Annotated in this window: 12 protein-coding genes; 5 read left to right on the forward strand and 7 right to left on the reverse strand. The window is 38.3% G+C overall.

Translation table 11 applies throughout. The annotated features are described in order from the left end of the window. Positions 1-61 precede the first annotated feature (61 nt). Positions 62-1,417 (forward strand): FAD-binding oxidoreductase, encoded by a 1,356-nt coding sequence (locus AC2D3N_RS04940; protein ID WP_484692955.1) that lies wholly within the window; start codon positions 62-64, stop codon positions 1,415-1,417. Between the two features lie 88 nt (positions 1,418-1,505). Here AC2D3N_RS04940 and AC2D3N_RS04945 read toward each other — a convergent pair whose 3' ends face one another. Together AC2D3N_RS04945 and AC2D3N_RS04950 are read right to left on the reverse strand one after the other, a co-directional pair. Further along, entirely contained in the window at positions 1,506-1,646 is a 141-nt protein-coding gene (locus tag AC2D3N_RS04945; protein WP_484692956.1) for a hypothetical protein, read from the reverse strand. An 8-nt stretch (positions 1,647-1,654) separates the two neighbouring features. After that, a complete protein-coding gene (locus tag AC2D3N_RS04950) occupies positions 1,655-1,864 on the reverse strand; it encodes a hypothetical protein (protein ID WP_484692957.1) in 210 nt (69 codons plus the stop codon). 233 nt (positions 1,865-2,097) lie between these two features. Here AC2D3N_RS04950 and AC2D3N_RS04955 point away from each other — a divergent pair, with 233 nt between their 5' ends. The 3 genes from AC2D3N_RS04955 to AC2D3N_RS04965 are packed head-to-tail and all read left to right on the forward strand — an operon-like array spanning position 2,098 to position 2,955. Continuing rightward, positions 2,098-2,349: a hypothetical protein gene (locus AC2D3N_RS04955; RefSeq protein ID WP_079678799.1), complete on the forward strand. Its 252-nt coding sequence runs from the start codon at positions 2,098-2,100 to the stop codon at positions 2,347-2,349. After that, complete coding sequence (locus AC2D3N_RS04960; protein ID WP_079678801.1) at positions 2,346-2,678, forward strand: DUF6883 domain-containing protein; 333 nt, start codon at positions 2,346-2,348, stop codon at positions 2,676-2,678. The genes AC2D3N_RS04955 and AC2D3N_RS04960 overlap by 4 nt, the downstream gene beginning before the upstream one ends. 10 nt (positions 2,679-2,688) lie before the next feature. Then, on the forward strand, positions 2,689-2,955 hold the full coding sequence (locus AC2D3N_RS04965) for a DUF4926 domain-containing protein (protein WP_079678803.1): 267 nt from the start codon (positions 2,689-2,691) through the stop codon (positions 2,953-2,955). 312 nt (positions 2,956-3,267) lie between these two features. Here AC2D3N_RS04965 and AC2D3N_RS04970 read toward each other — a convergent pair whose 3' ends face one another. Then, the gene (locus AC2D3N_RS04970) at positions 3,268-4,686 is read right to left on the reverse strand and encodes an aldehyde dehydrogenase (RefSeq protein WP_484692958.1); all 1,419 of its coding nucleotides are present in this window, start codon (positions 4,684-4,686) and stop codon (positions 3,268-3,270) included. Between the two features lie 50 nt (positions 4,687-4,736). Between AC2D3N_RS04970 and AC2D3N_RS04975 the strand changes: the two genes are divergently transcribed. Beyond that, positions 4,737-6,767 carry a flavin-dependent dehydrogenase gene (locus tag AC2D3N_RS04975; protein WP_484693733.1) on the forward strand — a complete coding sequence of 677 codons (2,031 nt, stop codon included), beginning with the start codon at positions 4,737-4,739 and terminating at the stop codon, positions 6,765-6,767. 136 nt (positions 6,768-6,903) lie between these two features. Here the strand turns inward: AC2D3N_RS04975 and ftsH are convergent, their stop codons facing one another. The 4 genes from ftsH to AC2D3N_RS04995 all read right to left on the reverse strand — a co-directional run bounded on the left by ftsH (position 6,904) and on the right by AC2D3N_RS04995 (position 12,153). Beyond that, the gene (gene ftsH, locus AC2D3N_RS04980; protein WP_484693734.1) at positions 6,904-8,793 is read right to left on the reverse strand and encodes an ATP-dependent zinc metalloprotease FtsH; all 1,890 of its coding nucleotides are present in this window, start codon (positions 8,791-8,793) and stop codon (positions 6,904-6,906) included. 140 nt (positions 8,794-8,933) lie between these two features. Further along, on the reverse strand, positions 8,934-10,100 hold the full coding sequence (locus tag AC2D3N_RS04985; RefSeq protein ID WP_200816754.1) for a GGDEF domain-containing protein: 1,167 nt from the start codon (positions 10,098-10,100) through the stop codon (positions 8,934-8,936). A gap of 48 nt (positions 10,101-10,148) precedes the next feature. Next, positions 10,149-10,850, reverse strand: coding sequence for a cyclase family protein (locus AC2D3N_RS04990; RefSeq protein ID WP_484692959.1), 702 nt, complete (start codon positions 10,848-10,850; stop codon positions 10,149-10,151). A gap of 85 nt (positions 10,851-10,935) precedes the next feature. After that, positions 10,936-12,153: a glycosyltransferase gene (locus tag AC2D3N_RS04995; protein WP_079678811.1), complete on the reverse strand. Its 1,218-nt coding sequence runs from the start codon at positions 12,151-12,153 to the stop codon at positions 10,936-10,938. Positions 12,154-12,341: the final 188 nt, after the last annotated feature.

Genomic DNA, 12,341 nt, shown 5'->3' on the forward strand with positions numbered 1-12,341 from the left:
AGATTTTAGACCATTTTGAGAGCGGTTATCCTATAATTTAAACAAATTGGCTTGAAAAATTATGACAACTGATATTAACTGGGATAACTTATGTGCTGAACTCTCAGGAATTGAAATGATTACGGATCAAACTCAAGTTAAAAAACTATCCCAAGACTATTATCATTTTAGCCCAATTTTGCAACCGTTACTTCAGGATAAAACCGGAGATATTGTGGTACGTCCCGCAACGGAAGCGGAAATTTTACAAGTGGCTAAAGTTTGTGTAAAATATAAAATTCCTCTCACGGTTCGGGGAGCGGGAACGGGAAATTATGGACAATGTATTCCCTTGGAAGGAGGGGTGATTTTAGATATTTCTAAATTGAATAATATTAAGTGGATAAAACCCGGTTTAGCTTGTGTGGAACCGGGGGTAAAAATGGCAGCTTTTGATAAACAAGCACGGGAAATCGGCTGGGAATTACGCATGGTTCCTTCTACCTATCGTACCGCAACTATTGGCGGATTTATTGAGGGAGGAAGTGGGGGAATTGGTTCGATTAATTATGGACAATTACGCGATCGCGGTAACTTACAAGCAGCACGAGTTGTGACCATGGAAGACGAACCAAAAGTTATTCAATTAAGAGGAGATGACGTACAAAAAGTCAATCATGCCTATGGGACAAATGGGATTATTATTGAGTTAGAAATACCCCTAGCACCCGCCTATCCTTGGGCGGAAATAATTGTTACTTTTGATGATTTTATGACCTCGGCTCGGTTTGGTCAAGATTTGGCTTTATCCGATGGAATTATTAAAAAATTAGTCTCCATTTTTGCGTCTCCCATTCCCTCCTATTTTACTGCATTTAAAGATATAATACCCGCCGGAAAACACGCAGCATTATTAATAGTATCTGAAACCAGCTTAGAACCCTTTCAAGAATTAGTTAAACAGTATAACGGTGAAATTTGTTATCAGAAATCATCCCAAGAAACGGGGAAAGGAACAACAATAATAGAATATAGTTGGAACCATACCACCTTACACGCCCGAAGTGTTGATCCATCTATTACCTATTTACAAACCCTCTTACCTGCGGATCGCAAATTAGAACTACTGGAACATCTCTATGATCATTTTGGGGATGAAGTGATGCAGCATTTAGAGTTTTTAAGACTACATGGAGAAATGCACCCCGCTTCTTTACAATTAGTGCGATTTACCACAGAGGAAAGGTTAAATGAAATTATTCGTTATCATGAAGAACGGGGTGCGGTTATTTTTAATCCCCATACCTATATTTTAGAGGATGGAGGCATGAAAATAATTAATTTAGAACAATTACAATTTAAACAAAAAGTTGATCCCTATGGGTTATTAAATCCGGGGAAAATGAGAGCTTGGTTAGAACGAGAAAAACATCTTTAACTACCAACTCCTAGAAATCGGGTTTCTGAATCAAAAATCTTGATTTTATCCCATAAATAAAGATTAGAAACCTGATTTCTGTTATGATTTATTCATCTTTAATTAAATCCATCGCTTGCTTGAATATTTCTTCTTTGTTGACTAACTTTTCTAATTCTTTAGCTTCATAAATTCCTTCAGAAACCTCTAAAGATGCTTGATCAATAGCGTTGAGGTAAGCTTCTTCCATAGTTTCTATTAACTCTTGATAAATTTGATGCAATTTGATTGGTCGGGGTCGGCATCTTGCAGTTGTTCTTTTGCCCATTCTTGCAAGGTGAGAATAAAGGTTTCATCTAATTGATCGCTATTTTCTTGGAGTAAGGGATAGACAGCTTTAGGATTATCTGTATTCTCGTCAATTGCTGTTAGTATTTCGAGTAATAGTTGTAAGTAGGCGTCGTTCATGGTGAGGGAGGGTTGGGGGTGAGGTCAGGCTGTTATTGATGATTATAATAGATTTAAGTTGGAAAGGAACCACAAAGACACGAAGACACGAAGGAAGGGAGAAGGGTGATTAAGGGGGTGTGGGTATTAGATCATTGTCAAATCCTTGCAGTGCGAGCGTCCTCGCTCGCTGGAATATACAGTTTAAATGCACGACAGCTTATAATTAAAAAATCTCTCTACCATCAGATGTTATGAATACCCTTAAATACAAGACAACTATTAAAAATGGTAAACTCGATTTACCCTCCCTCGATTTGCCAGAAGGAACTGTTATTGAGGCAATTTTATTAATTGGCAAATCAACTGAAACCGATGAAACAGATTATCTACTATCTACAGAAGCTAATCGCCACCATCTAAAAGAAGCTGTAGAATCACTTAAACATCCTGAGAACTATATTTATGTCGATATTCTGAGTAACCCCATAGCTTCAAACCGATGAAACTTCCCAACGGTGACAAAGCCCAACTAGGAGACAAACTTGAGCGCTATTCCCTCAACTCCAAACATTCAAAAGGCAAACATAAAGCTCTCCTTTTTGAAAAACGACTTGGTATTACCCTAGCCAACAAAGAAATTTTGGAAAAAGCTTTACAGAAAGCTGCTATTGAAGGAGAGGCAGAACTTTACAAAGTTGATCAATATGGCACTCATTATGACCTAGTATTTTCACTTCTTACCGATTTTGGAGAATCTCTAGTTTTAAGCTGTTGGATCATCAAAACTACCGAAGATTTTCCCCGCCTGACCAATACTTATCCTATTGAATAACTAACTGATTATGAACGAAATTCAAGAATACGATCTGGTTGCTCTAACCGAAGATGCGATCGCTACCCACAAAGTCACCCATCAGCAAATTCTACTCCGTCGAGGGCAAATGGGAACAGTTTTGATGTCTTTTGATCAAAAAGCATTTTTAATTGACTTTACAGATCAAGAAGGTAATACCTTTGCAATGGAAACTATCGAAACCGTTAAACTTTTACGCCTTATTAATGAACCTGAATTGGTAGGGTGTTCCATCACAGCGCCCGCACCAATATAGCAATCTCAGGATACGCTATATGTAGCGTAATAATGAGTTAGCGATCTCGCTCGTAACTCAAACGAGATCGCTTTAACAGGACAACCTCTTAAAGTCCCCCAATTTTGGGGGATTTAGGGGGCAAATATTGCCGATTGAGAAATCTGTCTAAACCCTATACATTTCAAGCCATCTAGCCCCCTAGCCCCCAACATTGGGGGGAAAACAAATAATTAGCTATTATAATTGGTATGCGATCGCCTATTTTTGACACGCTATATATAGCCTGCTTGCGTAAGTCCTGAATCTGTGTTGGTTTAGCTGCTTAACAGCTTAGTGCATTAGAATTTTTTTAATTAACCATTCCTTGCCTTTATAGGGTGCATAACGTAAAGGTAAATCTAATAAAAATGTTTGTTTTAATACACTGCGATAATGGGAAAATCGATCAAAGGTGGTTTTTCCATGATAACTTCCTATTCCACTTTCTCCTACGCCACCAAAGGGTAAAGATTTTCCCCCAATTTGTAATACTGTATCATTAAAACAGAGGGTTCCTGATGATGTTTCTTGTAATATTCGGTTTTGTTTATCCTTATCCCTGGAAAATAGATATAATGCTAAAGGTTTGGGACGACTGTTGATTTTGGCGATCGCTTCTCCTAAATCCTGATATTCTAAAATCGGTAAAATCGGCCCAAAAATTTCCTCCTGCATAATTAAGTCATCCCAGGAAATATTATCAATTAAAGTGGGAGCAATATATCGGGTTTCGGGGTTGGTTTTGCCTCCGGTAATAATATTACCCGCTTTTAATAATTGCTGTAATCGGTTAAAATGAAATTGATTAATAATCCGTGAATAATCGGGACTGGTTTCGGGGTTATCACCCAAAAAAGTTTTAATCCATTTTTGCAATGCCATAATTAATTCTGATTTTATTAGACAATTCACTAACAAATAATCGGGAGCGATACAGGTTTGACCTGCGTTGATTAATTTACCCCAAATAATTCGTTTTGCGGTATAATCTAATTGGATATCATCATCCACAATGCAGGGGCTTTTTCCGCCCAACTCTAGGGTGACGGGTGTTAAGTATTTGGCGGCGGCTTCCATGACAATTTGCCCGACTTTTGTTCCGCCTGTAAAGAAAATATGATCAAACTTTTCGGCTAATAATTCTTGACTAGTTTCTATTCCCCCTTCAACAACGGTAATATATTCAGAATCAAAATTTTTACTAATAATATCTTTAATGATTTTAGAGGTATTGACAGAAATTTCTGAAGGTTTTAAAATAGCACAATTCCCCGCCGCGATCGCCCCAATTAAAGGAGAAATCAATAGTTGAAACGGATAATTCCAAGGGCCAATAATTAGGATAATTCCTAAAGGTTGGGGATAAATAAAGGTTGAGGCGGGAAGTTGACCCAAAGAGGCGGGAATTTTTTGGGGTTTAACCCAAGATTTGAGATGTTTAAGGGCATAATTGAGTTCAGCAACCGGGGAAAACTCAAAACATGATTCCAGGTCAGGACGGCCTAAATCGGCTTTTATGGCGTTAATAATCGCTGTTTCATGGAATGTGATCGCTTGTTTCAAACCCTGAAGTTGGGCAAGGCGAAACTGGATATCCTGGGTTTGTCCCGTGGCAAAAAAGTCTCGCTGTTGCTGGATTAAACCTTGAATTGCTGTTTTTTCACTCATTTTTGCTTTTCCAAAATTCCTTGATACCCTTTTATGGTACAACTTGATCTAGTAAAGTTATTGCAACTGAGGTCAAGCTGAGAATGGCAAATATTAAAGAAATTTTATATCTTGAAGTTCCCACTCCCGGCACTCAACAGGTTTGTACTTGGTTGCAAGAAAACTTTCAAGCGCCGAATGGGGAAAAATTGATCACCCCCGACGGGTTTCGGTTGCGATTCTCTCCCCAGCAGGAAAACAGCACAGAATGGAATGAATTTTCAACTTTTGTTTGGTCAGTTCAACGGACAACCTATTTAAAAGTTTTTCGCGTTGGTCAACCGCCTAAAATCCAAGAAAAACTATTTTTAAAGAATTTAAAAACCGAAATTAGAACCGCATTTCCCCATCAATATCCCGAACCTCCAGAGATTGATTTATCTCAACAATCCATTTTTGAAGGATTAGAAAAAGACTATCCCCTAACGGTTAAATACTTCAAAAAAATGCCTAATGGAGAATTTGATCTCCAACGGGTTTATTGGTGGGAAAAACGTTGGCGGGAAGGAGTCAGAAATCCCCAAACTCCGAAGCAAGTTATTTTTAAAACTGATGATTCCCAGACCAATGATTCCCCAAATTATGACTTAATTTATATCGGGGGTGCTTTAGGGGTGATTCATGCGGCGGTGATGGCAAGATTAGGCTATAAAGTTTTATTAATTGAACGGTTGCCTTTTGGTCGTATGAACCGAGAATGGAATATTTCTCGCAGTGAGTTAAAAAGTTTAATTGATTTAAAATTATTTACCCCGACGGAAATTGAAAGTTTCATCGCCCGAGAATATAAAGATGGATTTCATAAGTTTTTTGATGCTTATAATCCTAAAATTGCTCAAGCTGAAATTCTCCATACCCCCAGGGTTTTAAATGTTGCCTTAGATGCTGAAATTCTATTAAAATTATCCGGGGAAAAACTCAAACAAGCTGGGGGAGAAATTTGGGATGAAACGGAGTTTTTACAAGCCAATATTAATCCCGATCAAGTTACTATTAAATCCCTTCATATTCCCGGCCAAACTGAACGCACCGCCACGGGACGGCTATTAATTGATGCCATGGGAACAGCGTCCCCCATTGCTTGGCAATTGAACGGAGGACGGGCTTTTGATAGCGTCTGTCCGACGGTGGGGGCGGTAATTGATGGCGGGTTTGAACCGGGGGTTTGGGATGCCACCTATGGGGATGTTTTAAATAGTCACGGGGATATTTCTAGGGGTAGACAGTTAATTTGGGAACTGTTTCCCGGGGCGGGCAATGAGTTAACATTTTATCTGTTTCACTATCATCAAGTGAATCCTAAAAACCCAGGTTCTCTGTTAGAAATGTATGAAGATTTTTTCACTATTTTACCCGAATATCGTCGCTGCGATATGGATAAATTAGTTTGGAAAAAACCGACCTTTGGTTATATTCCGGGGCATTTTAGTAATGGCAGTCGCGATCGCAAAATTAGTGTCGATCGGTTAATTTTAATTGGGGATGCTGCCTCTTTACAATCTCCCTTAGTCTTTACCGGATTTGGGTCTTTAGTGCGGAATTTATCTCGATTAACGGACTTATTAAATACGGCTTTAAAACATGATTTATTAACCGCAGATTCCCTAGATCAAATTCGGGCGTATCAAACTAATATTTCTGTAACTTGGTTATTTTCTAAAGGGATGATGGTGCCCATGGGGAAATATTTACCCCCGCAAAAAATTAACTCCATTTTAAATACTTTTTTTGGGGTTTTAGCCACGGAATCTCAAGAAATTGCCGAAACCTTTATTAAAGATCGAACAACTTGGTGGATTTTTACAAAGTTAGCTCTAAAAGCGGCCTGGATAAACCCTTTATTATTAGTTTGGATCTTAGACTTTGTAACTGTCGGAGAAGTTTTTAGGTGGCTGAAGAACTTTATTCAATTTATGGTGTTATCTATGATTAGTTTCCTTTGCGGTTGGCTTCCTAATTTCAGTCGCAAAATTCAACCCTGGTTAGAACCACGTTATCCTAAACTTTGGATGTGGTTATTAACAACAAGTTATGCTTTAACTGACGGAATGGGAAAACCCCAAACTCCACATTTCAACACCTGAAAACTCATCGTAGGAATAGGGAACAGGGAATAGGGGAAGCAGGGGGAGCAGGGGGAGCAGGGGGAGCAGGGGGAGCAGGGGAGGTAAACTTTTGCCATTCGTAATTCGTAATTACCCATTACCCATTCCCCCTTCCCTAACTAACCTTAACGGCCGAAGGAGTATATTCTGCCACTAATTTCCGAAATTGTTCTCCCTCCAAAGTTTCAATTTCTAACAGTAATTCCACCAACTGATCAATTAACATTCTATTTTCACGAACCAGTTTTCGGGCTTTTTCATAACACTCAAAAGCCAGATCTCGAATTAGATGATCAATTTGGGTAGCTACTTCCTCCGAATATTCCGATTGAGAGGGAAATCCTCGACCTAAAAATACTTCCGCCGAGGGACTTTCTAAAGCTACTAAACCTAACTCTGACATTCCATAACGAGTTACCATTTCCCGGGCTAAATTCGTCACCGTTTGAATATCATTACTGGCTCCAACCGTAACTTCCGAATCCCCAAAAACCTCCATTTCCGCCGCCCGTCCGCCCAAACAAATCGTAATTTGATCAATTAGCCAGGATTTTGTATATAATCCACTATCGACCATTTCTTCATTAAACATTTGTTGAGCAAAACCGCCAATTCCTCCAGAACGGGGAATAATGGTAACTTTATTTAAAGGATCGGAATTCTTCAACAATGTCATTAACAAAGCGTGTCCGATTTCATGATAGGCAATCAGACGCTTTTTCTTACTATCTAATAACGGTGTTAAAGCTAACCCAATCGTAATCCGATCAATGGCATCATCAATTTCTAAAGGAGTAATCGCTTCCTTGCGACGTCGGGCGGTTAAAATCGCCGCTTCATTCAGTAAATTCGCTAAATCGGCCCCCGATAATCCCGGGGTGCGACGGGCGATCGCATCCAAAGAAACCTCCTCGGATAACTTCTTATTCCGAGCATGAACTTCCAAAATCCCCAAGCGGCCATTAAAACTCGGTAAATCCACCATAACTTGCCGATCAAACCGACCCGGACGTAATAACGCCGCATCCAAAACATCGGGGCGGTTAGTCGCCGCAATCACAATAATACCCGTATTGCCTTCAAACCCGTCCATTTCCGTTAATAATTGGTTTAGGGTTTGTTCGCGCTCATCATTTCCCCCACCAATACCTGCGCCCCGTTGACGTCCAACCGCATCAATTTCATCAATAAACACCAAACAGGGGGCGTTTTCCTTCGCCTTTCTAAATAAATCCCTGACCCGGGAAGCGCCGACCCCGACGAACATCTCCACAAATTCCGACCCAGAAATACTAAAAAACGGTACTCCCGCCTCTCCAGCCACCGCCCGGGCTAATAGGGTTTTTCCCGTCCCTGGCGGCCCAATTAACAAGACTCCCCGGGGAATTTTAGCCCCAATGGCGGTAAAACGTTCGGGTTGCTTCAAGAAGGTGACAACTTCCTGTAATTCTTCCTTAGCTTCCTCAATTCCCGCCACATCTTCAAATAGGATTCCGGTTTTCGCCTCCATTTGAAATCTGGCTTTGGATTTGCCAAAATTCATGGCTTGGCCCGAGGCTTGGGTAGACCGTCGCAGAATCATTAATAAAATAGCCAATAAGCCAAAAATAATCAGCATATTCACAATCAGCCCCATGGCCATGCTATTATCCGCCGAAGGGCTAACTCCATACTCAACATTATTATCCCGAATTTCCCGCATCAATTCTGGGTTTTGGGCAAATAGGGAGACAAAATACACCGACCCAGGCTTTTTATCTTTCTCCCCCTTCAAGGTGACTTTCGCCATTTGTCGCGAAGGGTCTTCTTCAATTTTTTGGACTTCCCCAGCTTGAATTTTCTGCAACAGTTGACTATAGGTTATGGTTTTTGGGGTGTTATCGGCAAAGGAGGGAGTTCCCAAAAGCACCCCCTGGGCGATGATCCAAGTCCCCAAAAGCCGTCCCAGTCGTTTTCCGATCTTCGTTTTCTGGGGGACTATCTGTTTAGGATTTGATCCTCCCATCCAGGTTTTGATCCAAGACCTATTCATTCTACCTTTTCCCGTTGCTACGCTCATTTCTATCTAGTTTAACGCTCCGATGGGGAAATTATGGCTGAAGTCGTCAGAATTCAAGAGTTGAGCGACTAGCTAACCATAAATTATTATAAATTTTTAGCAATAATAACCTGATTTCTGCCATTTTCTTTTGCTTGATAAAGGGCTTGATCAATGGCGATTAATAGGGAATCTAATTTTCCAGTATATTCTTGATTAAACGTTCCTACACCCAAACTAATTGTATAGTAAATTAATCTATTATTGGCGGGGTTTTCCTCCACGGTAGCTCGCAGTCTATTCGCCACCAGGAATGATTCCTGAATATCTGTATTGGGTAACAAAATTAGAAATTCTTCCCCACCCCAACGACTAAGAATATCTTCTGACCGAAGGTTTTGTTTTAGTATTGTGGTCAGGTGTTGCAAAACCAAATCACCCCGATCATGGCCATAGGTATCATTAATTAATTTGAAGCGATCAACATCAAGCATAATCAGAGAAAAGGGGATTTTACTTCGATTAAATTTGGCTATTTCCTGATCTAAACACTGTTGCATTGCCCTACGATTGAATGCGTTTGTCAAAAAATCGAGAGTCGCTAATTGATGAATTTGATGGTACAAACGTTGACAAATCATCATAATAAAACCCGCATTTCGCAGGTAGTCAAACAAAAACATAGACCCAAATGTGGTTAGATTAACCACATTTGGGTCTAGTAAGGCTTTTGTATGAGTTAGGGGAATCATAATAGCTCTAAAGAGCAAAAAAATTATATTAAAAACAAATGAAATGCAAATAAAAATAGATGACGCATAGAGATATCTTTCTCGGAATTTGATTAAAAAATAAATAGCCCAAAAATAAGCAGTGATAGATGTAAAAATTATACCCATATTTCGGATAATAAAATCATTTTTAATATAGATAGAATAAAATTGGATCACTAAGGAGGCAGAGGTTAAAGCAATAAAAAAAAAGGAATTAACTTTTTTATTTAAAAATTGTATAATCCCAATAGTGTAAAGAATTTGAGAGGATATAAGCAATAAATTTGACAAAAATTTAAGATTAAATTCAATGAATTGATCAGATATAAAGGGACAAATCGGAATAATCAAAAATCCGATTGCTGATAACAAAGTTCCGATAGCATAAATCCCGACCCCTGGATATTTATTGGCTAGAAAAAAGAAGTAAATTAAGGTAATTGATTGTAGAATTAATGAGGCACTTACCATCACGGACATTGTGGAAATATCAAGACCCATAAAACAATTCCAAAATTAATAGTTTAAAAAGGTATTTATTAAGACAGCTTAAATTAAGGCTAACACAGAAACAGGTGAACCCGAACCGCCTGTTAATTTTAAAATCCCGATCATTAAGGTAATTTTAGTGGCGGGAAGTTGATCCAGATTGGTCAAGTTCTCTAAGACAAAACCGTTATTTTTTAAAATCAGTTTATTAGTATTAAAACTATCATCAAAACCCGGATCAATGCCATGGGTATCAATTCCCACTCCCTTAATATTGCGCTGTTCGATTAAAAATTGAGTTGCTTCACTCCCAAACCCCGGAAAGTGCAGTTTTCCCTCGGTATCAATATTTAAAAAAGCAACGGGATCATGCCATTTTTCCTGCCAACCGGTATAAAGTAAAACCATACTATTTTCAGGAATAATATTATACTGTTTCTCCCATAATTCAATATCACTTACCGTTAAAATAGCGTCGGGATTTTGACTGGATTTTTCTCTAATATTAATTACCACGGCAGGAAGAATACAAGACTCTGGAGAATAATCATCAATTCCCATTCCATCTTGATAAAAACTTTTAGGGGAATTCAAATGAGTTCCACTATGTTCTCCCAGGGAAAACCGCCTTAAATAATATCCCGATGTCGCAAAATCGGCAACCGTTTCTAACTCCACAACTGGATCACCGGGCCATAAAGGAATATTAGGATGAATTTTATGAGTTAAATCAATAATTCTGCGGTAATTAATCGTTTTCATGGTTATAATTATCCAACCCGTGAGGGGCGGGTTGAGAGATATTTTTTGTGCATATTAATAGGATAACTCGAACCCGCTCCTACTATTAAGATTTAATTGTGATCCATTGATTCAGAATTTTATAAATATTAACTAATCCTTGTAAATGCGATCGCGGAGAACGTCCATATAAAAAATCATGGAGACTGATTTGATAATTATATTGTAGGGCTAAATCCAACCATAAATTATTATAGGCTTGTCCTTTAATATAATCAGGAACTGTGTTATAATAATAGGAAAAACTATCTAAACAAGTATTAAAAAAGTTTTTACGACCTTGGTATTTTAAATAATTAAAACGGGGTTGAAAAACCGTTAAATTATCTAAAGCAGTGTGGATAGTATCGGCCAGAGCTTCAGGATCAAATTCCGATAATAACCCCGATCCTGGAGGGAATAATTCAGCTTTACCTCTGACATATTGATTGAATTGCCTAAAACAAATTACCGGAGTATTGCAACTCATTGCTTCGGAAAGACTGCGATTTTTTCCTTCTAAAAGCGAACCTACGAGACAAACTTTAGATCGAGAATAATACAGGGGCTTTTCTTGATAATAGTCAACTTGAGAAACAACCTGAATATCATCTAAATTATTCGCTAAAATAGTTTTAATTTTTTGCCATTCTAATTGAGCTTCACCCGTGAGTAAATCAACATAACTTGGATCAAAATGATCCTCTAAAATCAAGGTCGTTTTTAAGGGTTTATTATATTTTTTATGATAAATTTTTAACGCCTTTGCCATCATGGGTAAATTATGAACAGGAGATAAATTAGCCACACATAAAACATCAATATCTTTAATATTAATAGGCTGAGGAGCAATCAAATATTCATTAATAAAATCGGCATTAGAACCGGGAATTAAAATTTTATTTGCCCGTTGGGGATAGGTTTTTCTAAACCAATCTGCCCGGGAGGGATTATCGTATAAACAAAAATAGGCATCAGCCGTATTAGACCAAGGATAGGCACACCAAAGGGAATCAGCAATTGACAAAAAAACCTCAGAAAGTTGGGGTAAAAGTTTATTTAACAAATCTACAGATTCACTAAAATATAATCCTTTAATAAATTGACCTTGATAAAATAAGGGAGGGAGTAAAACAGAGAAATTCACGTTCTCAAACTGATCAGCATTCTGTTCCAAAATTTCATTTGTCCTGCCATCTAAATCTGAATAAATTTCTTCCCGGGATTGGTTAATTTCAGGATAATTAAAGTATTTACTTTGACGTTCGTAGTTTCCTATACCCATAAGATTAGTTCTTCATTAGATAGTATGACAGGGAATATAGCAATCCTATTTGAGTTGTGTTCAAAATTCTTGAGCAAAAGGGAATAGGGAATATAGGGTAATACTTCCGGTTGTTTCATATTAGTATTAAAATGTTACAACCTCGACGCGGATTGCTATATTGCCTATTTCCTATTATCCATTCCCTA

The sequence above is a fragment of the Planktothrix sp. PLAVEN19ND genome (assembly GCF_057220675.1).